The 23960-nt window shown below is 38.1% G+C and carries 25 protein-coding genes; 19 read left to right on the top strand and 6 right to left on the bottom strand.

Annotated features, from left to right (window positions below; all coding sequences use genetic code 11):
- Positions 1-116: 116 nt before the first annotated feature.
- Complete coding sequence (locus tag ACIQXJ_RS21100; RefSeq protein WP_403057353.1) at positions 117-1577, bottom strand: cryptochrome/photolyase family protein; 1461 nt, start codon at positions 1575-1577, stop codon at positions 117-119.
- A gap of 50 nt (positions 1578-1627) precedes the next feature.
- On the opposite strand from ACIQXJ_RS21100, the gene ACIQXJ_RS21105 reads away from it, so the two are divergent.
- The 7 genes from ACIQXJ_RS21105 (at position 1628) to ACIQXJ_RS21135 (ending at position 7728) form a co-directional block, all read left to right on the top strand.
- Positions 1628-2062, top strand: a complete 435-nt coding sequence (locus ACIQXJ_RS21105) for a hypothetical protein (RefSeq protein ID WP_403057356.1) — start codon at positions 1628-1630, stop codon at positions 2060-2062.
- 307 nt (positions 2063-2369) lie between these two features.
- Positions 2370-3593, top strand: coding sequence for an ABC transporter substrate-binding protein (locus tag ACIQXJ_RS21110; protein ID WP_403057359.1), 1224 nt, complete (start codon positions 2370-2372; stop codon positions 3591-3593).
- 212 nt (positions 3594-3805) lie between these two features.
- Positions 3806-4681 (top strand): branched-chain amino acid ABC transporter permease, encoded by an 876-nt coding sequence (locus ACIQXJ_RS21115; protein WP_340821697.1) that lies wholly within the window; start codon positions 3806-3808, stop codon positions 4679-4681.
- A 13-nt stretch (positions 4682-4694) separates the two neighbouring features.
- Entirely contained in the window at positions 4695-5630 is a 936-nt protein-coding gene (locus ACIQXJ_RS21120; RefSeq protein ID WP_403057499.1) for a branched-chain amino acid ABC transporter permease, read from the top strand.
- Entirely contained in the window at positions 5630-6409 is a 780-nt protein-coding gene (locus ACIQXJ_RS21125) for an ABC transporter ATP-binding protein (RefSeq protein ID WP_340821698.1), read from the top strand. The genes ACIQXJ_RS21120 and ACIQXJ_RS21125 overlap by 1 nt, the downstream gene beginning before the upstream one ends.
- Positions 6409-7116, top strand: coding sequence for an ABC transporter ATP-binding protein (locus ACIQXJ_RS21130; RefSeq protein ID WP_139859965.1), 708 nt, complete (start codon positions 6409-6411; stop codon positions 7114-7116). Before ACIQXJ_RS21125 ends, ACIQXJ_RS21130 begins: the two co-directional genes overlap by 1 nt.
- A 114-nt stretch (positions 7117-7230) precedes the next feature.
- On the top strand, positions 7231-7728 hold the full coding sequence (locus ACIQXJ_RS21135) for a cupin domain-containing protein (protein ID WP_403057362.1): 498 nt from the start codon (positions 7231-7233) through the stop codon (positions 7726-7728).
- A 242-nt stretch (positions 7729-7970) separates the two neighbouring features.
- On the opposite strand, the gene ACIQXJ_RS21140 is transcribed toward ACIQXJ_RS21135, so the two are convergent.
- Both ACIQXJ_RS21140 and rluF read right to left on the bottom strand, forming a co-directional pair.
- Positions 7971-8690 carry a DUF6904 family protein gene (locus ACIQXJ_RS21140; RefSeq protein ID WP_403057365.1) on the bottom strand — a complete coding sequence of 240 codons (720 nt, stop codon included), beginning with the start codon at positions 8688-8690 and terminating at the stop codon, positions 7971-7973.
- Between the two features lie 22 nt (positions 8691-8712).
- Positions 8713-9414, bottom strand: coding sequence for a 23S rRNA pseudouridine(2604) synthase RluF (gene rluF / locus ACIQXJ_RS21145; protein WP_403057368.1), 702 nt, complete (start codon positions 9412-9414; stop codon positions 8713-8715).
- 243 nt (positions 9415-9657) lie between these two features.
- Here rluF and adh point away from each other — a divergent pair, with 243 nt between their 5' ends.
- From adh to ACIQXJ_RS21175, 6 genes are all read left to right on the top strand, one after another.
- Complete coding sequence (adh, locus tag ACIQXJ_RS21150; protein ID WP_403057371.1) at positions 9658-11178, top strand: aldehyde dehydrogenase; 1521 nt, start codon at positions 9658-9660, stop codon at positions 11176-11178.
- A gap of 21 nt (positions 11179-11199) precedes the next feature.
- Entirely contained in the window at positions 11200-11562 is a 363-nt protein-coding gene (locus ACIQXJ_RS21155; RefSeq protein WP_403057374.1) for a DUF779 domain-containing protein, read from the top strand.
- 325 nt (positions 11563-11887) lie between these two features.
- On the top strand, positions 11888-12286 hold the full coding sequence (locus ACIQXJ_RS21160) for a DUF3969 family protein (RefSeq protein WP_403057377.1): 399 nt from the start codon (positions 11888-11890) through the stop codon (positions 12284-12286).
- 120 nt (positions 12287-12406) lie between these two features.
- Positions 12407-12658: a hypothetical protein gene (locus tag ACIQXJ_RS21165; protein WP_403057380.1), complete on the top strand. Its 252-nt coding sequence runs from the start codon at positions 12407-12409 to the stop codon at positions 12656-12658.
- Positions 12659-12699: 41 nt separating this feature from the next.
- On the top strand, positions 12700-14127 hold the full coding sequence (locus ACIQXJ_RS21170; protein ID WP_403057383.1) for an aldehyde dehydrogenase family protein: 1428 nt from the start codon (positions 12700-12702) through the stop codon (positions 14125-14127).
- Positions 14128-14196: 69 nt separating this feature from the next.
- Positions 14197-14676 (top strand): acyl-CoA thioesterase, encoded by a 480-nt coding sequence (locus ACIQXJ_RS21175; protein ID WP_340821712.1) that lies wholly within the window; start codon positions 14197-14199, stop codon positions 14674-14676.
- 51 nt (positions 14677-14727) lie between these two features.
- On the opposite strand, the gene ACIQXJ_RS21180 is transcribed toward ACIQXJ_RS21175, so the two are convergent.
- Positions 14728-16038, bottom strand: a complete 1311-nt coding sequence (locus ACIQXJ_RS21180) for a protoglobin domain-containing protein (RefSeq protein WP_340821715.1) — start codon at positions 16036-16038, stop codon at positions 14728-14730.
- A gap of 334 nt (positions 16039-16372) precedes the next feature.
- On the opposite strand from ACIQXJ_RS21180, the gene ACIQXJ_RS21185 reads away from it, so the two are divergent.
- Complete coding sequence (locus ACIQXJ_RS21185) at positions 16373-16582, top strand: hypothetical protein (RefSeq protein WP_403057389.1); 210 nt, start codon at positions 16373-16375, stop codon at positions 16580-16582.
- A gap of 171 nt (positions 16583-16753) precedes the next feature.
- On the opposite strand, the gene corA is transcribed toward ACIQXJ_RS21185, so the two are convergent.
- Positions 16754-17716, bottom strand: coding sequence for a magnesium/cobalt transporter CorA (gene corA, locus ACIQXJ_RS21190; RefSeq protein WP_403057392.1), 963 nt, complete (start codon positions 17714-17716; stop codon positions 16754-16756).
- 142 nt (positions 17717-17858) lie between these two features.
- Positions 17859-18536, bottom strand: coding sequence for a class I SAM-dependent methyltransferase (locus tag ACIQXJ_RS21195; RefSeq protein ID WP_403057395.1), 678 nt, complete (start codon positions 18534-18536; stop codon positions 17859-17861).
- A gap of 125 nt (positions 18537-18661) precedes the next feature.
- Here ACIQXJ_RS21195 and ACIQXJ_RS21200 point away from each other — a divergent pair, with 125 nt between their 5' ends.
- The 5 genes from ACIQXJ_RS21200 to ACIQXJ_RS21220 all read left to right on the top strand — a co-directional run bounded on the left by ACIQXJ_RS21200 (position 18662) and on the right by ACIQXJ_RS21220 (position 23865).
- Positions 18662-18967: a magnetosome magnetite crystal formation protein family gene (locus ACIQXJ_RS21200; RefSeq protein ID WP_403057398.1), complete on the top strand. Its 306-nt coding sequence runs from the start codon at positions 18662-18664 to the stop codon at positions 18965-18967.
- Positions 18968-19297: 330 nt separating this feature from the next.
- Positions 19298-19768, top strand: coding sequence for a CtsR family transcriptional regulator (locus tag ACIQXJ_RS21205; RefSeq protein WP_340821721.1), 471 nt, complete (start codon positions 19298-19300; stop codon positions 19766-19768).
- 14 nt (positions 19769-19782) lie between these two features.
- Positions 19783-20325, top strand: coding sequence for a UvrB/UvrC motif-containing protein (locus ACIQXJ_RS21210; protein ID WP_403057401.1), 543 nt, complete (start codon positions 19783-19785; stop codon positions 20323-20325).
- Entirely contained in the window at positions 20322-21431 is a 1110-nt protein-coding gene (gene mcsB, locus ACIQXJ_RS21215) for a protein-arginine kinase McsB (RefSeq protein WP_401012493.1), read from the top strand. Before ACIQXJ_RS21210 ends, mcsB begins: the two co-directional genes overlap by 4 nt.
- Complete coding sequence (locus ACIQXJ_RS21220) at positions 21421-23865, top strand: ATP-dependent Clp protease ATP-binding subunit (protein WP_401012495.1); 2445 nt, start codon at positions 21421-21423, stop codon at positions 23863-23865. Before mcsB ends, ACIQXJ_RS21220 begins: the two co-directional genes overlap by 11 nt.
- Positions 23866-23960 lie beyond the last annotated feature (95 nt).

Genomic DNA, 23960 nt, shown 5'->3' on the forward strand with positions numbered 1-23960 from the left:
AAGCCCATTGGCTATTGTTTATTTTATTCACCTTAATACAAAGCTTACGGTGTGTCCGCGGAAAGCAAAGCCGCAGCGAACATCAACGTTTACAGCAAAAAAGTGTTAGATCGCTTTCAATCTAACACTTTTTTATTATCTTGTGTCCCAGCAGCTTTTTTTATGGCGTTGTACCGTTCCAATGCACGGGCCCTTGCCGTTTTATGGTCAACGATGGGCAGCGGATAGGTGTCACCTAATGTGATACTAGCCTGCTCTAAGATAGCAGCGGGAGCTGTATGTGGGGCGTGTATATATTTTGATGGTAGGTGTGCTAATTCTGGTACCCATTTTTTTATATATGTACCATCTATATCGAACTTCTCACCTTGTAAAGAAGGATTGAAGATACGGAAATAAGGCGCGGAATCGATACCCGTGCCGCTTACCCACTGCCAGCCCATAGCATTATTTGCTGCATTAAAGTCCAGTAGCGTATGCTCAAACCATGAATAGCCTTCCTGCCAGGGCTGTAGTAAATGTTTTACTAGAAATGAGGCAACAACCATTCTTACTCGATTATGCATATAGCCGGTTTCCCAAAGCTCACGCATACCTGCGTCAACTAACGGGTAGCCTGTTTGCCCTTTTTTCCAAGCATCCAGATGAAGAGAATTAGGCTCCCATTCAAAATGCTGAAAATTACTGCGTAAAGAGAGGGAAGAAAATGAAGGATAGGACAACAGCTGATAGATTGAAAACTCTCGCCATATTAGTTGTCTTAAAAAACTTTCGACTTGTTGACCGAACGCAGCGTTATCCTCAACTTCTATTAACTCCTGACAAGTAGTCCACAGAAAACGAATACTAATATTACCCGCTGCAATAAATGGAGACATTTTAGAAATTGTTTCCTTGGTTAGGTAATCTCGCTTGTCCTTGTAGTCAAATAAATTACCCTCTATGAAAAGCTCCCATTGGTCCAATGCGCCATCCATCCCAGGGCGCCAATAATTGTGAAACTTGTTATACCAGTTACCATTCAGTAGCTGCAATTGTTCTAAAGCTAGAGATGATACGTTCATAGGAAAAGCTTGCATGTTAGCAGGACGACCAAGGGGTTTTCGTGCTAGCTCCTGTAAACAACGTTTATAAAATGATGTGAAAATAGCATATGGTTTGTTTTGCTGATTTCGAATCGAAGTCACGTCAAATAACGTATCTCCATAAAACGCTTTTACTTCAATATCATTTGCACGTAATATATGGGCTAAACGTTCATCTTCAGAACGCTCAGTTTGACTAAAACGTTCGTTAAAATAAACAGCATCAGCCTGCGTATCTAATGCCAATTGAAGTACTTGCGAAATGACATCTCCCTTCCGTAAAATAAGCTGCATGTCATAGTTACTAAATATAATTTGGAGATTTTGAAGCGAATAGTACGTCCAATAATTTTGAGCCGAATCTTGCGCTATCAATTGGTCATTTTGAATATAAAGGGGTAAGATGGCACCTGTATTGGCTGCATGCCATAGAGCAGGGTGATCATCTAGACGTAAATCATTGCGGAATAGCACAATTATTTTTTTATTCATATTGAATCATCCTTTTATGGATTTATTAAGATTGAAGCAAGGAGGAGCACATGAAAATACTTATTAATCGTCAAGTAATAATAGCGTCCTTAGTTGCAGGTTGTATATTTGGAGCTTTCTTCAAAGCTGTTGAAAATCTTACAGGCAGCCGTGTATATACATTACTATTAAACGTCGATTATATACCAATTATAAAGAATTTTCGTTTTCCTGAAGTAATTGTATTTGTCTTTCATCTCATTATATCGTGGTTAATAACAGCTGTATTATGCACGATTCGTAATAAGTGTAAGTGGAATAATTCCATGTTAATGAGAAATAGTATCTTTATACAAATTTTTATAGGCTGTATGTTGTTCCCTACAACAATTTTCTCAAAACGGACACCGATTATAACTGATTATTTCGCTTTTAGTTGGTGGCTTATTGGTCATGTTGTGTACGGGGCATTGATAGGTATACTCTTAAAAAGAAAAAATAGCTAAGAATTAAAAAGAAAGCAATTTTCGCAAAATGGGTGTTAGTTTTATAGAGACAAAAAATTTTGCTTAATAGCTTTCTATTAATTTAGTCCTAATTAATAGATAATTCACAAATAACTAATTATACTGAAAAATCACTCTAGACTAAATATAAAGAATGTTTTACAATGTAAAAGGCTTAATTGAATATTATTTTGTTTCAAAAATAGATAGTTATAAATAATTATTTTTGCTATTGAGCATTAGCGAAAGATTGTTTATAATTATCAGAAATATCTAACATTTGAGAATTTTCAGGGGGAATTTAATTATGAGAGAGTACAATAAGCTTAAAAAGTTCGGTTCACTTCTAGTAGCTTCTTCATTACTTGCAGGCGTACTTGCAGGTTGCGGCGCTGGAGACAGTAATACAAGTTCAGGTGGTGGCTCATCATCAGGTGGTAGCTCAAAAGATGGAGATACAATTAAAATCGGTGCAAACTTAGAGCTTTCAGGTAACGTAGCTTCATATGGTTCATCAATTGGCTTAGGTGCAGAATTAGCTGTTAAAGAAATTAATGATGCAGGCGGTATTGATGGCAAGAAGATTGAACTTATTAAAGTAGATAACAAATCAGAAAACTCAGAGGCAACTGCGGCAGCTATTAAACTAGCAACGCAAGATAAAGTAGTAGCGATGCTAGCTCCTGCAACTTCTGGTAATACCGTTGCAACAGTTCAAATCGCAAATGACAACAAAATTCCGATTGTTACTGGTTCGGGTACAGCTCCAAACATTACAGTAAATGATGATGGCAGCGTTAATGAATATGCTTTCCGTACTTGTTTCATTGACCCGTTCCAAGGGATTGTAGCAGCTAACTTTGCTTCAGGTGAAATTGGCGCGAAAAACGTAGCTATTTTTGCAGATAATGCATCTGATTACGCAAAAGGTTTAGCAAAATCATTTAAAGATACAATTACTAAAAGTGGTGGGAAAGTTGTCAAAGAGGAAGCTTATGTTGCGAAAGATACAGACTTCCGTACGCAATTAACAAACATTAAAGCAGCGAATCCAGACTTCATCTTTATCCCTGGATATTATGAAGAAGTTGGTCTAATTGTAAAACAAGCTCGTGAAATGGGTATTACAGTACCACTTATGGGAGCAGACGGTTGGGATTCTCCAACTTTAATTGATCTAGCTGGAGCAGATGCACTGAATAATACGTACATTACAAACCACTACTCTGCAGAAGACCCAGATCAAAAAATTCAGGACTTTGTAAAATCATTTAAAGCAGCGAATGGTGATAAAGCACCGGATGCATTTAACGCACTTGGCTATGATTCAATTTACTACATTGCAGATGCTATCAAACGTGCAGGCTCTACTGACGGCGAAGCAATTAAAAATGCATTAGCTGAAACAAAAGATCTTTCATTAGTAACAGGTACTTTCTCAGTTGACGAAAACCATAACCCAATTAAAACAGCAACGGTTCTTGAATTTAAAGACGGTAAACAAGTGTTCAACTCTAAAGTAAATCCTTAATTTTTTTTAAAAGGCAAGGGGGAGGCGGGCAACCTGCCTTCTCTTTTATTTTTTAACAGACAACTAGACTAATAAAAAAAAGCATAGATTCTAGCATAAGGAATCGGAAATAACTTTTTATGAGGGACACGAGTTTTTCTGCATTCAATTCAACTATGTAGAAATAGGTCCCGTTTTTGCATTCCTCAAAAAAAACAAAGGAGTGAACGCTCATGGAATGGATACAGCAGCTTGTGAATGGTGTTTCACTAGGTAGTATCTACGCGTTAATAGCGTTAGGGTATACGATGGTATACGGTATTATTAAGCTTATTAACTTTGCCCACGGTGATGTTTTCATGATTGGGGCATTTATTGGCTTTTACGCAATTGCTAAATGGGAGCTGGGCTTCTTACCAGCATTATTATTAGCAATGGCAGTTTGTGCAATCTTCGGTGTGTTAATCGAACGAATTGCATATAAGCGATTACGAAATGCAACGCGAATTGCGGCTTTAATTACAGCAATCGGTGTGTCGCTATTAATCGAATATACGACGATTTTCTTCAGAGGAGCTCAGCCAGCAGCATACCCTGAAGTTATTAAAAATAGAACATTCGATGTGTTCGGTGTTCAAATTAGCAGTACGTCTATTTTAATTTTATCTGTCGCTATCGTACTGATGATTCTATTACAATTCATCGTACATAAAACTAAAATTGGGAAGGCGATGCGTGCAGTTTCACATGATGCAGATGCAGCGCGTCTAATGGGCATTAACGTAGATAATACAATTTCAGCAACATTTGCAATAGGTTCTGCTTTAGCCGGTGCTGCGGGTGTTATCTTCGGTGTGTATTATACGAAAATAGACCCGTTAATGGGTGTTATTCCAGGGGTTAAAGCGTTCATCGCAGCGGTTCTTGGTGGTATTGGTATTATTCCAGGTGCAATGGTTGGCGGTATGCTACTAGGTGTCGTGGAATCAATGGTAAGTGCACTTGGATTCTCTTTATGGCGCGATGCAGCGGCATTTGTTATTTTAATTTTAATTTTGATTTTCAGACCATCGGGTATCTTCGGTAAAAACGCCCGCGAGAAAGTGTAGGTGAGCGGTAATGATGAAGAAGTCTAAAATTTTCTGGGGCTACGCCGTATTAGCGCTAGTCATCTATGTAGTTATTCAGGCACTTATTACAACAGAAATAATTGACTTGTATTACAAAAATATGTTAATCACAATGTGTATTAACATCATGCTAGCTGTCAGCTTGCACATCGTTATCGGGGTTACTGGCCAATTCTCTATTGGGCATGCCGGTTTCCTTGCAGTTGGTGCTTATATTTCAGCTATTATTACAACAAAACTAATGCTGCCGTTCCCGTTAGCCATTTTCTTAGGAGCGCTTGCAGCAGCAGTAGCTGGTTTGATCGTAGGTATTCCAACGCTACGTTTAAAAGGGGATTATTTAGCCATTGCAACACTTGGTTTTGCCGAGATTATTCGTATTGTCTTTTTAAATACGGATTATGTTGGTGGGGCAGCAGGGATGCAGGTTAAATATTTATCGAACTGGACATATGCATTCATTGGTGTTGTATTAACTATTTTAGTAATTTCTAACTTTACAAATTCTCGTCATGGACGTGCATGTATTTCCATTCGAGAAGATGAAATTGCTGCGGATGCGATGGGTATTAATACAACTTACTATAAAGTTGTAGCATTCGCGATTGGATCTTTCTTTGCCGGTCTTGCAGGGGCCATTTTTGCACATAACTTCTACATTATTCAGCCAACAACTTTTGGTTTCTTAAAATCATTTGATATTTTAATATACGTCGTTCTTGGTGGCTTAGGTAGTCTGTCAGGTTCTGTTATCGCTGCGATATTTTTAACGTTGATATCAACATACCTAGCGAACTTCCCAGAAACACGAATGATTATTTACAGCTTAGTATTAATCATTGTAATGCTATATCGTCCGACTGGTTTAATGGGTACAAAAGAAATTACACACTTATTTAAGTTTGGTAAAAAAGGAGGTACAAAATAATGACTGGAAACCTTCTTATCAAAGTAGAAAATATGGGCATTCAATTCGGTGGTTTAAAGGCGGTACAGGGCGTTAATATGTACCTAAATCAAGGTGAATTAGTCGGTCTAATCGGACCAAATGGTGCAGGTAAAACAACAAGCTTTAACATGCTAACAGGGGTTTATACACCGACTGAAGGAACAATTACTTTTGACGGTTTAAAGATCAATGGCCTTGCACCATATCAAGTAACGCAAAAAGGTATCAGCCGTACGTTCCAAAATATCCGTCTATTTAAAGAATTATCTGTTTTGGATAATGTAAAAGTAGCGAACCATTCACTAGCTAAGCATTCAATGTGGTCATCTATTTTCCGTTTACCGAGTCACTTTAAAGGTGAAGAAGCAATGGAACAGCAATCAACGGAATTCTTAAAAATATTTGGCTTAGATATTTATAAGAACGAACTTGCAAAAAACTTACCTTACGGGATGCAACGCCGTCTGGAAATAGCGCGTGCATTAGCTGCCAATCCAAAGCTTTTATTACTGGATGAGCCAGCAGCAGGGATGAACCCACAAGAAACACATGACTTAATGGAGTTAATAGCGTTTATTCGTAAAGAGTTTGGTTTAACGATTCTGTTAATTGAGCACGATATGAGCTTAGTAATGGGAATTTGTGAACGTATTTACGTACTGGATCACGGGCAATTAATCGCTGATGGGACACCAGAGGAAATTCGCAACAATCCAAAGGTAATTGAAGCTTACCTTGGTGAGGAGGTTATCAGCTAATGCTAAAAGTACAAAATATTGATGTATTCTATGGAAATATTCAAGCGTTAAAAGGCGTCTCTTTAGAAGTAAACGAGGGAGAAATTGTTACATTAATCGGTGCAAATGGTGCTGGTAAAAGTACATTATTAAAAACCTTATCAGGCTTGCAAAAACCTAAAGGGGGCATTATCGAATATGAAGGCTTCTCGATTGCAGGTAAGGCTGCGCAAACAATCGTAAAATCAGGTATTTCACATGTTCCTGAAGGTCGCCGTGTATTTGCTAATATGTCAGTAGAGGAAAACCTAGAGCTCGGAGCATATCTTCGTAATGATAAGGCGGGTATAAAGAAAGATATGGATCATGTCTTTGAGTTATTCCCTCGTCTACTGGAGCGTCGTAAACAACAGTCTGGAACATTATCTGGTGGTGAGCAACAAATGCTTGCAATGGGTCGTGCATTAATGGCAAAACCAAAGCTATTATTAATGGATGAACCATCAATGGGGCTTGCACCACTTATGGTAAAAAATATCTTCAATATTATTGAAAAGGTCAATAAAGAAGGTACAACCGTATTGCTAGTAGAGCAAAATGCCAATATGGCATTATCGGTAGCTGACCGTGCATATGTACTTGAAACAGGACGTATTGTGTTATCCGGTACTGCAAAAGAACTGCAAGAGAGTGAACAAGTAAAAGCAGCTTATTTAGGCGGCTTATAATAAAAGGGGGTGTCTCGGATTTATTCGGGATACCTCTTTTTATGATGGGATGGTAGATGGAAGTAGCGTTTGACCTTTACTTTTTGGTAAGGTGGAAAAAAGGAGTGAAGTTAGATGCAATATTCTGCACAATATTTTATTGAAAAATTAGCGTTAGATCAACATCCCGAGGGAGGATACTATATTTCTTCGTTTCGATCAACAGAGGAGATAGCTGTAAGAAATGTAACAAGACCAATTTATACAAGCATTTATTTTTTATTACAATCCCAAGATATTTCCCATTTGCACCGTTTAAAATCAGATGAACTTTGGTATTATCACGCTGGCAGCCCATTAACAGTGCATATGATTTACCCTGATGGTACATACGAGGCGAAAAAGTTAGGGTTAAATTTAGAAGCGGGTGAGGTCCCTCAGGTAGCAGTGCCAAAAGGTACGATTTTTGGATCTTCCGTTGATGATGCAAATACATTTAGTTTAGTAGGCTGTATGGTAGCACCAGGTTTTGATTTTGAGGACTTTGAGCTATTTTCACAAGATGAACTTTTAGCTGATTATCCGCAACTTGAAACAGTTATTCGTAAAATGGCATACGAGACGATTGAATAGCAATAGTAGAAGTGGCAGATTGCTTGCAATTAATCTACCACTTTTTTGCTATGCCGTTGTTGTCCACTACGGCGGTTACTTTCCGCGGGCACACCGTAAGCCGAAAACCCTCGCTTGCGCGCGGATTGTTGCGTCTTACGCTGCTTGCGTTCAAGCAGGAGTCACCGCCTCCGCTACCAACAACTCGTATATGTTTTAGTACCTGACACCTACCCTCCGTTAAAATGAAGAAATATTAGCATCTACCATAAAATTTCTTCAGGGTAGTTTGCGTTAATAGGGATTTCGTGTAGTGCTTTTTTTGTCGTACTGGCGACTTCAAGTAGCTTGGATTTTAGAGCGGTGTATTCCTCATCCTCGAGCATTAAGCGAAGTGCAAAGGACGCTAATTGGGCTTTACGTGCTTGCATAGTCAATTGTATGTATTCCAAATTTAGTATATCTACATACTGCGTGGCATAACGGAAAGTCAATGGATTCTTTGTATGAAGCATCCTTAAAAATACTAAGTATTGCTCTTCAGTAAGCTCTTGCTCTAAGCAATCAGCAACTCCTGCTTGGAATTTGCGAATTGTGGCAACATGACCATTCCAAGCAGAAGAATCGATTAGCTCCTGATGTAAGCGAATAAAATCATTTAAAGCAATTGCAGTGAAAACAAGCTCGGGCCATAGAACCTCCGCCCCGTAGTAGACATTTTTATTTGGAAAAATAATTTCATGTCGAGAAAGTATACTTTTGTTAAGCCCATTACTCACAAATTCAAGCTGATGCTCACCCTGCATTGCTTGACGGAGATTATGACAAATACCGAGGATGCGAAGACGTGCACCTTGGTAATCATAATATTTGTTTTCATCTCCAGTTACTTTATAAATGGCATGAATGAGTGCATCTAAATCCCAAAAATCACCGCTTATCCGTACACCTGTAAGTTGTTCAGTACTTTGAATGGAAAGCATCTCTCTATCCCCTCCAATTGCTTTATTTTGCTGTGTAATTAAGTAGTTTAAATAATTCTGTTCGCTCCTTATCAGTTAAATCGCGCCATTGTCCAACTTTTAAATTTCCAAGCTTAATGTTCATAATACGTATGCGTTGTAATCGTTTAACGGAATAGTCTAATGCTGAACACATACGGCGAATTTGTCGATTTAAGCCTTGTTCTAAAATAATTTTAAACACTTTATCTGAGATTTTTTCGACGTGGCAAGGCAATGTCGTAGTATCTAAAATATCAACCCCAGCGCCCATTTTTTTGATGAATTGATCTGTAATAGGCTTATCTACTTGTACAATATATTCTTTTTCATGATGGTTTTCAGCACGTAAAATTTTGTTAACAATATCGCCATCATTTGTTAGTAATAATAATCCCTCTGATTCTTTATCCAGTCGTCCGATATGGAAAATGCGCAAAGGATGATTAATAAAATCCACGACATTTCCTTTGATATGGCGCTCTGTCGTACTTGTAATACCAACGGGTTTGTTTAAGACAATATAAACGAGTTGTTCTTCTTTTTTTACCTCTTTTCCATCCACACAAACAATATCGCCAGTCTCTACTTGGCTGCCGACAGTAGCAGGTATACCATTAATGGTTACTTTACCTTCTTCGACCCATTTATCAGCACCGCGACGAGATACGATGCCTGTTTCACTTAAGTATTTGTTAATTCTCATATTGTTCTCCTATACATTTCATATTAGCTTAAGTATACCCTATCGTTGTAAATACCGTGAATTCTAGAAGCTTTTCTACTTAAAATAAATATTATAAAAATTTATTTTAAAAAGTTGAAATAAACATTAATTTCTGACAATATAGTGGGTAAGAGAGTCTCTATGAAAATATCGTTATTTCGATATAAAAATACGATATTTCTAGATATTTTCTCATTATTTTGTGTAAAGGGGAGAAGTAAAATGGTTTATGCATTTCCAAACACTGAAGGATCGGTAGTTCAATTCAAAGAGAGATATAATAATTACATTGGTGGAGAATGGACACCCCCAGTGAAAGGTCAATACTTCGATAATGTTACTCCTGTTACTGGACAAGTTTTTACACAAGCAGCACGTTCCTCTGCTGAGGATATTGAACTTGCACTTGATGCAGCACATGCAGCAAAAGATGCATGGGGACAAACATCCGCTACAGAGCGTGCTAACATTTTACTTAAAATTGCGGACCGTATTGAACAGAACTTAGAAAAGTTAGCCGTTGCCGAAACATGGGATAATGGTAAGGCGGTTCGTGAAACATTAAATGCAGATATCCCTCTTGCAATTGATCATTTCCGTTATTTTGCAGGTGCTTTACGTGCACAAGAAGGCGCGCTAAGTCAAATTGATAATGATACAGTTGCTTATCATTTCCATGAGCCAATTGGGGTAGTCGGTCAAATTATTCCTTGGAACTTCCCGTTATTAATGGCTGTTTGGAAACTAGCTCCTGCTCTTGCTGCCGGCAACTGTGTTGTATTAAAACCCGCTGAGCAAACACCAGTATCTATTATGGTGCTAGTGGAGTTAATTGGTGATTTATTGCCACCAGGCGTACTAAATGTCGTGAACGGTTTCGGCTTAGAAGCAGGAAAACCGCTTGCATCTAACCCGCGTATCGGCAAAATTGCCTTTACTGGTGAAACTACAACAGGCCGTTTAATTATGCAATATGCGTCACAAAACCTTATTCCAGTTACGTTAGAATTGGGCGGAAAGTCTCCGAATATTTTCTTCGAAGATATTATGGATGAAGATGATGCCTTTTTAGATAAAGCAGTAGAAGGCTTTGTATTATTCGCTCTTAACCAAGGTGAAGTATGTACATGCCCTTCACGAGCGTTAATTCAAGAATCCATTTATGATAAATTCATGGAGCGTGTCCTACAACGTGTCGAAGCTATTCAAGTTGGAAATCCGCTTGATCCAAACACGATGATGGGTGCACAAGCTTCAAGTGAGCAGATGGAAAAAATTCTGTCCTATTTAGATATTGGTAAGCAAGAAGGTGCAGAATGTCTAATTGGTGGCGAGAAAAATAATGTAGGTGAAGGCTTTGAAAATGGCTACTACATTAAACCAACTGTCTTTAAAGGACATAATAAAATGCGTATATTCCAAGAAGAAATTTTTGGGCCAGTTGTTGCAGTAACAACATTTAAAACAAAAGAAGAGGCATTAGAAATTGCCAACGATACATTATATGGACTTGGCTCTGGTATTTGGACACGTGATATGAATACAGCATATCGCTTCGGTCGTGGTATTCAGGCGGGGCGTGTTTGGACAAACTGCTACCATGCATATCCAGCACATGCAGCGTTCGGTGGCTATAAAATGTCAGGTATTGGCCGTGAGACGCACAAAATGATGTTATCGCATTACCAACAAACGAAAAACTTATTGGTTAGCTATAACGAAAATAAACTTGGTTTCTTCTAATCGGTGAGGAGGTGCTAAAGCGTGGTTGAACGTGTTTTAGCAACGGAAGAAGCGCTGGCACTAATTGAATTGTTGAAGGAAAAGCATGGACCGGTAATGTTTCATCAATCAGGTGGATGCTGCGATGGCTCGTCTCCGATGTGTTATCCTGACGGGGACTTAATATTAGGTGATCAGGATGTATGCTTGGGTAAGATTGGGGACACACCATTTTATATGCACAAAAACCAGTATGATTATTGGAAACATACGCAAATTATTTTAGACGTAGTTAATGGGAGAGGCGGTATGTTCTCTCTTGAAGGCGTAGAAGGTAAACGATTTTTAACAAGGTCTAGAGCATTTTCTACAGAGGAACTAAAAGAGTTAGGTTTAATTAAATAGTTTAATGACAGCGGCAAAAGCTTTTTTGTCGCTGTTTTTTATGCTAATTTTTCTGAAAAAGAAGTTGTAGGTTTACGTTATTAGGGGAATTTCGCAATAATAAATAACGCTGTAATCGTTCTTGTAGGGTCTGGGTTAATAGTAATTTTCTGATTGTCCGTTCAATCATAATATAGCCCCCGTTCATCTTTGTTTATATTAATTAAACCATATAATACCTATTTACAAACATTAAATTATGTTTACTTTTTATGTTAATTGTTACAAAACGATTGAATCTTTTCGACAGAATGTTACGTAAATAGTGAAAAGGAATGTGTTGAAGATGGATATTGTTATAATTGAAAACCAATTTACACAAACTGTGGAGGCGATTTCTAAAGTTGTAGGCTGGACAGTGGATCGGAAAATTATATTAGCTATTGCCAGCACATATGTTGCCTCGGGTAAAGTGTTTGATTCGGAAAAAAAAGATTTATTAACAATCGAAGAAACTGAAAAAGTTTTATTTAACCCTTATACTATGGATTTATTACAGTCTAAAGGAATTTCAAAAGAAATATTAGAAATTATTCATTTAGGCACTGAATTAGAAGATATAGTGAGTCTAATGTCTGAAAAATTATTTGAAAGTTTAAGCGAAATTGAATATGAAAGTATTGCTCAATTAGAACAAAGAAAAGCATATAAATTTCGAAATAAAGTTATTGAATCAATAAATTGATTCATTTGATTTTAAGTAGTAGTAGAAAGAGGACAATTGGTACTTCTCTAGAGCAGCTCGTTTTAACATGCTAAACGAGCTGCCTTTTCTATACTGTGTTATACAAAGATTAATTTTCAAATGAATAAAGGTCAGTTTCAGCAAATTGTTGATTTATATCATGAATTAAAGGGAATGAAATTATTGAAGTGGCATCGTGAATTTGTATTGTTTATGGCCGTACAAATCGCTATTCATGATATAGCAAAAATACAACAATCACTGTCAATGGCCATTATGTCTTCTATTGAATTACTAATCCAAGCACAGCAGGCAGTGATGATATCCGCTGTTACAGCAGCCGCAATAGCGTCAAATTCGAGCACTTCATGATAAACTAAAAAGGAACAGATTATTTGGAGGTGTATTTGAAGATGAACGAAACAAAGCTTTGGATAAATGGACAGTGGCAAGATGCTAAGGAAACGTATGAATTAACGTCACCTTATAACGGTGAGGTAATTGCAAAGGTTGCAAAGGCATCTGTTTCTGATGTTGAACAAGCCATAGAAGGTGCCCAAGATGCATTTCTTTCATTTAAAAAAACAACCGCCTACGAACGTGCCGAAATATTATATAAAGTAGTCGACATTATGCGACGTCGAAAAGACGAATTGGCGGAAATTTTAGCGCAAGAAGCGGGCAAACCAATATCAGCAGGTTTACTTGAAATTGAACGTACAATAGCGACGTATCAGTTTGCAGCCGAAGGAGCTAAGCAGGTGAAAGGTGAAACGGTACCGATGGATGCCGCACCAGGAGCTGGTGATCGAATTGGCTGGACAAAGCGTGAGCCATTAGGCGTTATTTCTGCAATTACTCCGTTTAATTTTCCTTTTAATTTAGTCGCACATAAATTGGGACCTGCCTTTGCGGTAGGCAATACAGTCGTGTTAAAGCCGGCAACACAAACACCACTTAGTGCAATTGTGATGGCGGAAATATTTAAGGAAGCTGGACTACCAGATGGTGCATTACAAATCGTTACAGGTAGTGGTGGTGAACTAAGTGATACACTCGTAACGCACCCATTCGTGAAAAAGGTGACCTTTACCGGAAGTGGTAAGGTTGGTTTAGGTATTAAGGAAAAAGTAGGTTTGCGGAAAGTAACATTAGAGCTAGGCTCAAATGCAGCAGTTATTGTTGAGCCATCGACACCTATAGATAAAATTATTGCGCGCTGTGTTAGCGGAGCTTTTAGCTTTGCTGGACAAGTATGTATTTCTTTACAACGTATTTATGTACATTCCTCGATCATCGATGCCTTTACAAAGGAATTTGTAGCGCAAACAGAAAAACTTGTTGTTGGTGATCCGCTTGACAAAAATACAGATGTCAGTGCAATGATCAACCCAAATGAGGTAAGCCGAATTCGTGAATGGATTGAAGAGGCGAAAACGCAAGGTGCTGTAGTTGCTACGGGTGGAACGTTTACAGAACGTACATTAACGCCAACAGTTATGACAAATGTAACTGCTGATATGAAAGTTGTTTGTCAGGAAACATTCGCACCAATCGTCTCAATTGTTTCATATGAAACATTAGACGACGCAATTCGACTAGTGAATGAGTCGGAACTTGGCTTAAATGCAGGAATTTTTACGAATGTACTACCGGATGCCCTGTATGCTGCTGATGAATTGCAAGCAGGTGCTGTTATTATTAATGATATTCCAACATTCCGAGTTGATAACATGCCTTATGGTGGCATAAAAATGAGTGGCTATGGACGAGAAGGTATTAAATGGGCGATTGAAGAAATGACCGATATGAAGTTTATTACGATGAAAAAATCCTTCTAAATTTGCATCAATTCTTTTTCTACGATACGATGACGAAAGAATAATACATGAAGGGAAGTTACAAGAACTATGACAACCAATGCTGTACCAATGAGCCAATCGCGTACGCTTCAGACGCGTCTTGTGTTACCACCGGATACTAATAACCATAATTCCATTTTTGGTGGAAGAGTGTTAGCTTATATTGATGAAATTGCTGCAATTACAGCGATGAAGCATGCAAAAGGGCATGTTGTAACAGCCTCCATTGATTCTGTTGATTTTTTATCAGCAGCGCATGTAGGTGATATTCTTGAAATTGAAAGTATTGTTTCATCCACAGGGCATTCATCTATGGAAGTCTATGTCCGCGTTATTTCTCGTAATATTGAAACAGGCGAAGAAAAGTTAACAACCGAATCATTTGTAACGATGGTTGCAGTAGATGATAGTGGAAAACCAAAGGCCATTCCTGCAATTTTCCCCGAAACGGATGCGGAGAAACGACTGTTTGAAACAGGTCCTGCTCGACGAGAGCATCGCAAGCAAAAACGTGCGTTGGCACATTAAATAACAAAAAGGAAATTGACACGATGCAGTCAATTTCCTTTTTTATGTGTGTTAAATATTTAATTCATTTACAACATTAATTAATGAGTCTGACGAAGAGGAAACGAGTGTCGCTCCCTGAGATAGCTCTGTAATTAAAGTAGAAATTGCTGAAATATCCCTTGCTGTGTTTACATATTGCTGTTGAATGCCTGATACAGCATCTGCTATATCATTGAATGATTCAGATAAACTTGTTTGTGTATCAACGCTATGTTGGATTTTCTGGTCCACATTGACGACAGAACTTGCCATTGTTGAAATATTACTTTCTGTTTCTTTAATAAGGTGTGATACATTTTGTACAGCATTTTTTGTTTCTTCTGCAAGCTTGCGGACTTCCTCTGCTACGACAGCAAAGCCTTTACCATGTTCCCCAGCACGAGCAGCTTCAATTGAAGCGTTGAGTGCTAATAAATTGGTTTGGTCAGCGATGCCTGTGACAAGCCCGACAATTTCAGAAATTTTTTGTGAAGATGTACGCAACTGGTTCATCGTCACTTCAAGGCCATTAACACTTTGCAAAATAACGTGTATTAATTCATTTTGCTCTTGTAATTGCTGCTGACCCCGTTTAGATTTGTCCTGTGTATCTGCAACGAAGTTTAAACCTTGTTTAGTTGCTACTGCGATATCATCCGTTTGCGAAGATATGACTAAAAGAGAAGCGGCTGTTTCCTCACTTATCGCATTTAACTCCTCAGCAGTACTTTGAATCGTAGTTACAAGTGCATGCTTTGTTTGATCTGCCACACTACGAATACGTTCTTCTTCTTTTTCGTATGCTTCGATAACGAGCTGCTGTTCAAAGTTAATGATTTTGCAGAATGCATTGATGGCACGTATAGCATCATGCTTTGAAATATCTAAATCATTCGCAAAGCTTGTAAAAGTGGAAGTTAGTGATTGGAATGAAGCAATATACCATTTTGATTGGAGTCCAATTCGAACATGTGTCTCAGCGATCGCTTTTCTTTCTTTAATGTACTCGTCATTAATGTGACTCTCGAAAATATCGCTTAAATGCTTATGTAAAGTCACCTTTAAACGTTCAATTTGTGATGTTCTGTTAATAATATCTAATAAGTTTTGGCTTAAGCTAATCGCTGCATAAAATTGATCTACCATTTCAGGAATGACGTTTTTAACTAAAGGTTGTAATTGTTTAATGATTGCTAAATCTTCAGTTGTTAAGTCTAATAACTGTAATTGTTTTTGTAGTTTAGGATAGTTTGAAACATCTAATTGTACGTGTTGCTTAAACTCCTCAGGTGTTAATGTAATTGAATAACCATAATTGTTCTTCTTTGTAAACCAACTCATTGTGTCTGCTCCATTCTTTATAAATCCATATTAATGATAATAATTGAAGACTCTTTGTATATATATTGTTAGGTTTGTAAATTTGGTGAATATATGGTATTAAATCTATTCTACTATTTTTTGTAGTATATTTGGTTAAAAATTTCCGATATTTCTATATTTTTTTATTATTTTTTTATTTGTAAGGCTGACGTTTGTCGGAGTAACTGTTACATACTAATTTTTTGTAGTAAGAGCGCAATTTGAATTTCATTGAGGAAACCTGTAAAATACGAACTGTTTGGATTTACAAAAAAATGCATGTGAGAGAAAAATAGTATTGAGGAGGTATTACATGGAGAAGAAGCGTTTTAAGTTTGTAATTCCTGTGATGGTAATCGTAGCAATTGGATCTGTTTATATGTTAACCAAATATTATGCAGATGTACCCGACCTAAACCAACTATTAATAACAATTTGTGCAACACTAGTATCGGGCGTGCTAGCATACTTTTTATTCCCGCAACAAGGTGAAAATAAAGTGGATGATCGAGGTCCATATTAAATAATTTTGGAGACATCTATGTCCCTAATTTTTTATAAATTAAAAATCCGCGATTGCCTTCTGTGGGCAAAGCACGAGTAGGGCTACTTGCCAATGCATCTAGCTAATACTCGTGCCCTATTTCTCCTCAGAAGACTACGCGGATTTTTTTGTAAGTTAGTTTAGGGTATCTTATGGTTTAAATAGTTTGAACCAGCCTTTAGATTTAAATAATGCTAGCATAGATAGTGCAAGCAAGAGCATAATGCCAAGCACGATAAAGTAGCTGTAGCGTCCGTGGAGTTCGGGCATATTATCGAAATTCATGCCGTAAACACCAGCAATAAACGTTAATGGTATAAAAATGGTGGAGACAATCGTCAACATCATCATAATACCATTCATACGGCTAGAACTCATGGCCATGTAACTATCGCGCATATCTGCTGTAAGCTCACGATTAGATTCGACCATTTCTGTAAGCTTTGCTAAATGATCGTGAATATCACCGAAGTAGGCTCTTTCCGATTTTTTAAGCGCAAAGCGATAGGAGCTAAGTATTCGATACAATAGGTCACGCATTGGTAAAATAGTGCGCCGTAAATGAAGTAAATCACTACGGAATTCAAAAACAATTTGCATTGCATTCACATTACTTTGATATGTCAGCTCATCTTCAAGTGCATTTAAATGATCCTCAATTTTATAAACAAGTGGGAAATAACTATCGACTATTTTATCGATTGTTTGATAGGTCAGAAAAATAGTGCCTCGTTCCCAATATTTCGGTTGCTCTTCTAAAAGCTTCTGTACCTTTTCAATTTCGGCCGCTTCATTTTTGTGGAATGTAACAATAAAATGGTCGGAAACAAAAATATTTAATTCCTCAGCAATTAATGTTTCTTCATTCAATTTATGAATAACGAAGAAATGAAAATCATCATAAAAATCGAGTTTTGGTCGCTGTAAACGCATTAAGCAGTCTTCGATTGCAAGTGGATGGAAATGAAAAAATGTATCGAGCAAAAGCTCCTCTTCTGCAGTTGGGCAATCAAAATCTACCCAATACCACTCATAATCGTTTTGCTTTATGTCTTCAAGTGGGAACTCTTTTATTAATTGTTGATCTTTCGTCATAGCCATCGTGCGAATCATGGCATTCACCTCAAATCTGTTTATCTCGTATTAAGTAAGCACGAAGTCTCGCTCCTAAAGCAGAGAAGGAAGAGGAGACATTTCAACGGAAGATCATTACCTTATGTCCTTATAGTACACTACTATGTTGTAGAGATTAAAGTTACTCTTTATAGCATATCCAACCGCCGAATAGTGTCGTTGCAAAAAACCTTGAAGGCTGTGAAAAACCTGCCTGTTGTAAGAGTGTAACTATCGCCTCCTCACGCATAAATGAAAGCGAGCGGATCGATTGCTCCATACTAGCTAATTCTGAGGCTGAAAGTTTTGTGTGCTGTTGCCAATACGCGCGCCATAACTCAAATTGAAGCTCTGTTTCAGCGGAGTTAAGTTGACCGTATTTAGAAACAAGGACAAATGGTGCACCGGATTTTAAACGGTGTGCAATTCCTTTTAATGTAGCAAGTTTCTCCTCATAGGATTCAATAAAATGGAGAACTAATATACAACTGGCCGCATCAAACTTCGTAGCAGGTACCGATGCAGTTAGTATTGTGCCTTGTAATAAAGAAATATCATTAGGTAATGATTGAAGACGATTTTCTGCAATTTCCAACATCGCTTCAGATGGATCTATACCGATAAATGACCAATCGGGTCTTTGCTCGGCTAACTGTATAATTTCATTACCACTACCTGAGCCAACTATTAAAAAACTAGCTTTCTCTTGTAGTGCGGATTGATAAAAAGCTTTCGTTAAACGAAGCATGGCATCGTAACTTGGTAAAGTACGTCGAATGCCTTTTTCATATTCGTTAGCAAGCGTATTATTAAATTCCATCTAGTATCACATACCTTTCAAAAAAAGTTTAAAAAATTTAAGAAGCATTTGAAACTATTTAGCGTATAGTTCCGTAAATAGGAGTATTAATAATAATGACACACCATAAAGGAAGGTTGATATATATGGAAACAAAGTGGTCTAAGGTAATCATACATGCCAGCGCATTTTTTGCGCCATTTTTAGTGCCGATTTTATTTTTCCTAATTAGTTCAGATGAAGAAGTGAAAAGTTTTTCGGTGCAAGCTTTATTGTTCCAAATTGTGATGGGCGTATTGATTATCATTGCGGGTATCCTATCTTTTGTATTAATCGGTTTACCGTTCTTATTAATATTCATCGCTATGGTATACATCGTACCTATTATCGGAATCGTGAAGGCATTTTCAGATGAACCTTGGCGTTACCCGATAGTTGGACGCTGGGTATAATTTTTAATGACGCAAGTATATGCTATGAGCATATGCTTGCGTTTTTTCTATAAGCAAAAAGGGTACATTATAGGCAAAACCAACTTTAATTATTAGGGACAAGCCTTTTTTAATCGCCAGCTCCCTTTTTTTACACAGAAATAATAGTACATCATGATTAAGTTAACAGGTCCCTGCCGTGTGTTTTTTGTAGACAATCTGTTAAACAATGCGCTTTACACAAATCTTTGTGCGAAATAATTGCAATTATTTTCAAGCGTTTTGTATAATATACTCAAAGATAGTCAAAGATAGTCAAAGTCAGTGAGGTTAGCGAGGTGTATTCCTAAAGTGCGTAATATTTCAGACATCATAGAAGGCTACTTAAAGCAAGTACTTGAATTAGGTGGAGAAGGGCATATTGAAATTAAACGTAGTGAAATTGCTGATAAATTTCAATGTGTGCCCTCACAAATAAATTATGTGATTAATACAAGATTTACAGCTGAGCGGGGTTACCTGGTGGAAAGTAAACGGGGTGGCGGTGGATACATCCGTATTTTACGTGTCCGTGCAAACTCACAAATTGATTTGATAGATGATGTGCTCTTGCAAATTGAAGGAGGAGCCTCACAAACGGTTGCGGAAGGTGTAGTATATCGTTTGATTGATGAGCAGGTAATTTCGAAGCGAGAAGCGAAATTAATGTTAGCAGCGGTTGATCGTTCGACTTTAGATTTACAACTCCCTTTAAGGGATAGTATTCGTGCAAAAATTTTGCGAGCGATGTTAACAACCATTAAATATGAAAAGCAAAAATAAAAGAGGTGATGGAAATGATTTGCGAACATTGCAAGCAGCGCAATGCGACAGTAACTGTGACTCAAGTACAAAATGGGCAGAAGGTGGAACACCATTATTGCGATGTCTGTGCCTCACAGTTCCATCCGTTCCATGCAGAGTTTAAACAAGAGCCTGTATCGATTCAACAATTATTATCCAACTGGTTTGGCTCACCTACATGGCAAAAAGTCGGTGAAAAACAGCAAGCGCCACCTCAGCAACAAACATGTCCACAATGTGGATTTACGTATAAGCGATTTTTGAAAGAGGGTAAATTTGGTTGCCCTAGTTGTTATGACACGTTTAGCGAGCATTTGCCAAAGCTGTTTAATCGTATTCAAGCAGGACCACAGCATATAGGTAAAATGCCTGGTGCTCAAAACAATGTTTTTGTCATTAAAAAACAAATTGAAGATATTCGGAAACGCATGAAGGCTGCAGTGGACGAGGAGCAATTTGAGGAAGCGGCGAAGCTTCGTGACGAGGCAAAGGATCTTGAACAACAGCTACAATTCGAAGGTGGTGATGTGTCATGATGATTGAGTCGTTTTTAGAGCGTGCTACACCTGCATGGATGGATATGGAGGATGATTATTCAGATATCGTCATTAGTACACGCATCCGCCTTGCGAGGAACTTAGATGGTTTTCGTTTCCCTTTAGTTTTCTCGGAAAACGAGGCATTACAGGTAGAGCAGGCTGTGACCCACGCAATACAGGACAGTTCCAAGCTTCAAGAAAGATATTCTTATTTTTCAATAAAAGATTTAACACCGTTACAACGACAAATTTTAGTTGAAAAGCATTTAATTAGTCCACAGCTTGCAAAAAAAGAGCAAGTCGGCGCTATGTTGTTGTCTGAGGATGAATCTATTTGCATTATGGTGAACGAAGAAGACCATTTACGCATTCAATGTATGACGGCGAGTTTTCAACTTCTGAAGGCATACGAGCAAGCAAATAAGATTGATCGAGCCTTAGAAGGAGCCTTGCCATATGCGTTTCGTGATACTTTTGGTTATTTAACAAGTTGCCCAACTAATATTGGTACTGGATTACGTGCTTCTGTTATGATGCACCTTCCCGCGCTTACTCTGACAGGTCAGATGAATCAAATCATCAATGCAATGACTCGTTTAGGGATGACCGTTAGGGGTATATACGGTGAAGGTAGTGAAAATTTAGGAAATATTTATCAAGTATCAAACCAAATTACTCTAGGAAAAACAGAAGAAGATATTTTAGCAGATATCCAAAGTGTTGCAGAAAAAATTATTCAAAAAGAACGGCAAGCAAGAAGTAAGCTAATGGAAAAAGCGGAACTTGCTTTAGAAGATCGTGTATACAGAGCTCTAGGGACATTAACACATGCTCGAATTTTAACAAGTGAAGAAGCTGCTACTTGCATATCAAATGTACGTTTAGGAGTGGATTTGCAGTTGATTGATAATATTAAAGCAACATCTTTAAACGAGTGCGTTGTCAGCATGCAGCCAGGATTTTTACAGCACTATGCAGGAGAGGTTTTACCGCCTGCTGAGCGAGACAGAGCACGAGCAAAAATGTTGCGAGAGGCATTATTTCTAGAAACTAAGAGTAAGCCTATTATAGGGGGAAAAGGAGAGGATTCATATGATGTTTAATCGTTTTACACAACGCGCACAAAAAGTATTACAGCTTGCACAGGAAGAGGCAATTCGTTGGAAGCACGAATCAATAGGAACAGAGCATATTCTTTTAGGGCTTATTCGTGAAGGCGGTGGTATAGCTGCGAAAGCATTAGAAGCCATCGATATTAGCCCTCAAATGATTGAAGCAGGTATTGAAGAGCTAGTAGGTAAAGGAACAGAGGATGTTGGACCAATTGTGCACTACACGCCTCGTGCGAAAAAGGTAATTGAATTATCGGTCGATGAGTCGCGTAAATTAGGCCATTCCTATATTGGCACAGAACATTTATTATTAGCGCTTATTCGTGAAGGCGAAGGGGTAGCTGCTCGTGTATTAAACAATGCTGGTGTGGGCCTAAATAAAGCTCGTCAGCAAGTATTATTGTTGTTAGGTAATAACGACAATGCACAATCTGGACAACAAGCGACACAGGCTGCAAATACGCCTACATTAGATAGCTTAGCGCGCGATTTAACACAAATTGCTCGTGAAGGTTCGTTAGACCCTGTTATTGGACGTAGCAAAGAAATTACACGTGTTATTGAAGTGCTATCACGTCGTACGAAAAATAACCCTGTGCTCATTGGTGAACCAGGGGTAGGTAAAACAGCAATTGCAGAAGGCTTAGCGCAACAAATTATTAACAATGAAGTGCCAGAAATTTTGCGCGATAAACGTGTAATGACGCTTGATATGGGGACAGTTGTTGCAGGTACTAAATACCGTGGTGAATTTGAGGACCGTTTGAAAAAGGTAATGGATGAAATTCGTCAAGCGGGCAATGTCATCTTATTCATTGATGAATTGCACACGCTAATCGGTGCAGGTGGGGCAGAAGGTGCAATTGATGCTTCAAACATTTTAAAACCTTCATTGGCACGTGGTGAATTGCAATGTATTGGTGCTACAACATTAGATGAGTACCGCAAATACATCGAAAAAGACGCAGCTTTAGAGCGTCGTTTCCAACCGATTCAAGTCGATGAGCCAACTGTTGAAGAAGCTATTCAAATTATTCACGGCTTACGTGATCGCTATGAGGCGCATCACCGTGTGAAAATTACAGATGAAGCGATTGAGGCAGCGGCAAAAATGGGTGATCGTTATATTTCAGACCGCTTCTTACCTGATAAAGCAATCGACTTAATCGATGAAGCTGGTTCAAAAGTACGCTTACGTTCATTCGCGGTGCCACCAAATTTAAAGGCACTTGAAGATAAACTTGAAAATGTTCGCTCTGAGAAAAATGCGGCTGTATCTGGTCAAGAATTTGAAAAGGCAGCGTCTTTAAGAGATACAGAGCAAAAGCTAAAAGACGAAATTGAAACAACTCGTAAAACATGGAAAGAAGAACAAGGTAAAGCCGAATCGAAAGTAACGGTAGACGATGTGGCAGCCGTTGTTTCTATGTGGACGGGAATCCCTGTAGCAAAAATTGCACATGAAGAATCATCTAAACTATTACAACTTGAGGAAGAATTACACAAACGAGTTGTTGGGCAAGGTGAGGCTGTTGAGGCAATTTCTCGTGCGATTCGACGCGCAAGAGCAGGTTTAAAAGATCCGAAGCGTCCAATTGGTTCATTTATTTTCCTTGGTCCTACAGGGGTCGGAAAAACAGAACTAGCAAGAGCACTTGCAGAAGTAATGTTCGGTGATGAAGATGCGATGATTCGCGTTGACATGTCAGAATATATGGAGAAACATTCGACTTCACGTTTAGTGGGCTCACCTCCGGGATATGTAGGTTTTGATGATGGTGGTCAGCTTACAGAAAAAGTGCGACGCAAACCGTATTCCGTTGTGCTACTTGATGAAATTGAAAAAGCTCACCCAGATGTTTTCAATATTTTACTTCAAGTGCTTGAAGATGGTCGTTTAACTGATTCTAAAGGACGTGTCGTTGATTTCCGCAATACGGTTGTCATTATGACTTCTAACGTAGGCGCGGACGCGTTAAAGTATCAAAAAAATCTTGGCTTCAGCTTAGGAAGCTCAGAATCGAAGCATAAGGATATGAAGGGTACAATGCTAGAGGAATTGAAAAAAGCATTCCGCCCAGAATTTTTAAACCGTATCGATGAAATGATTGTGTTCCACTCACTAGAAAAAGAACACTTAAAAGAAATCGTTTCAATGATGGCTAATTCCTTAACAAAACGTCTACAGGAGCAGGATATTACGTTAGAGTTAACCGATGCTGCACTAAATAAAATTGCAGAGGAAGGCTATGATCCTCAATATGGTGCTCGTCCACTCCGTCGTGCATTGCAAAAACAAGTGGAAGACCGTCTATCGGAAGAACTGCTTAAAGGCAATGTAGAAAAAGGAAACCAAGTTGTAATCGATTATGTAAATGAAGAATTCGTCGTTAAGAAAAAAGAGGGCGTTTCAATTTCTAAATAAGCAGGTCGCTTATTGATAACATGTTGATTTAAGAAGACAGCGAGGCCTTTAGTGCCAAGCTGTCTTTTTTTATGTAAAATGAATATAAGAACAAA

This window comes from Lysinibacillus sp. NPDC097868 (assembly GCF_044761135.1).
Classification (GTDB): Bacteria; Bacillota; Bacilli; order Bacillales_A; family Planococcaceae; genus Lysinibacillus.

Coding starts and splice junctions, on each gene's coding strand:
- ACIQXJ_RS21220 (WP_401012495.1), top strand. CDS start 21,421: ATGATGTTTAATCGTTTTACACAACGCGCACAAAAAGTATTACAGCTT.
- ACIQXJ_RS21175 (WP_340821712.1), top strand. CDS start 14,197: ATGACAACCAATGCTGTACCAATGAGCCAATCGCGTACGCTTCAGACG.
- ACIQXJ_RS21185 (WP_403057389.1), top strand. CDS start 16,373: ATGGAGAAGAAGCGTTTTAAGTTTGTAATTCCTGTGATGGTAATCGTA.
- ACIQXJ_RS21125 (WP_340821698.1), top strand. CDS start 5,630: ATGACTGGAAACCTTCTTATCAAAGTAGAAAATATGGGCATTCAATTC.
- ACIQXJ_RS21170 (WP_403057383.1), top strand. CDS start 12,700: ATGAACGAAACAAAGCTTTGGATAAATGGACAGTGGCAAGATGCTAAG.
- adh (WP_403057371.1), top strand. CDS start 9,658: ATGGTTTATGCATTTCCAAACACTGAAGGATCGGTAGTTCAATTCAAA.
- ACIQXJ_RS21180 (WP_340821715.1), bottom strand. CDS start 16,038: ATGAGTTGGTTTACAAAGAAGAACAATTATGGTTATTCAATTACATTA.
- ACIQXJ_RS21165 (WP_403057380.1), top strand. CDS start 12,407: ATGAATAAAGGTCAGTTTCAGCAAATTGTTGATTTATATCATGAATTA.
- ACIQXJ_RS21130 (WP_139859965.1), top strand. CDS start 6,409: ATGCTAAAAGTACAAAATATTGATGTATTCTATGGAAATATTCAAGCG.
- ACIQXJ_RS21200 (WP_403057398.1), top strand. CDS start 18,662: ATGGAAACAAAGTGGTCTAAGGTAATCATACATGCCAGCGCATTTTTT.
- ACIQXJ_RS21105 (WP_403057356.1), top strand. CDS start 1,628: ATGAAAATACTTATTAATCGTCAAGTAATAATAGCGTCCTTAGTTGCA.
- corA (WP_403057392.1), bottom strand. CDS start 17,716: ATGATTCGCACGATGGCTATGACGAAAGATCAACAATTAATAAAAGAG.
- ACIQXJ_RS21120 (WP_403057499.1), top strand. CDS start 4,695: ATGAAGAAGTCTAAAATTTTCTGGGGCTACGCCGTATTAGCGCTAGTC.
- ACIQXJ_RS21210 (WP_403057401.1), top strand. CDS start 19,783: ATGATTTGCGAACATTGCAAGCAGCGCAATGCGACAGTAACTGTGACT.
- ACIQXJ_RS21135 (WP_403057362.1), top strand. CDS start 7,231: ATGCAATATTCTGCACAATATTTTATTGAAAAATTAGCGTTAGATCAA.
- mcsB (WP_401012493.1), top strand. CDS start 20,322: ATGATGATTGAGTCGTTTTTAGAGCGTGCTACACCTGCATGGATGGAT.
- ACIQXJ_RS21115 (WP_340821697.1), top strand. CDS start 3,806: ATGGAATGGATACAGCAGCTTGTGAATGGTGTTTCACTAGGTAGTATC.
- ACIQXJ_RS21110 (WP_403057359.1), top strand. CDS start 2,370: ATGAGAGAGTACAATAAGCTTAAAAAGTTCGGTTCACTTCTAGTAGCT.
- ACIQXJ_RS21160 (WP_403057377.1), top strand. CDS start 11,888: ATGGATATTGTTATAATTGAAAACCAATTTACACAAACTGTGGAGGCG.
- ACIQXJ_RS21100 (WP_403057353.1), bottom strand. CDS start 1,577: ATGAATAAAAAAATAATTGTGCTATTCCGCAATGATTTACGTCTAGAT.
- rluF (WP_403057368.1), bottom strand. CDS start 9,414: ATGAGAATTAACAAATACTTAAGTGAAACAGGCATCGTATCTCGTCGC.
- ACIQXJ_RS21140 (WP_403057365.1), bottom strand. CDS start 8,690: ATGCTTTCCATTCAAAGTACTGAACAACTTACAGGTGTACGGATAAGC.
- ACIQXJ_RS21195 (WP_403057395.1), bottom strand. CDS start 18,536: ATGGAATTTAATAATACGCTTGCTAACGAATATGAAAAAGGCATTCGA.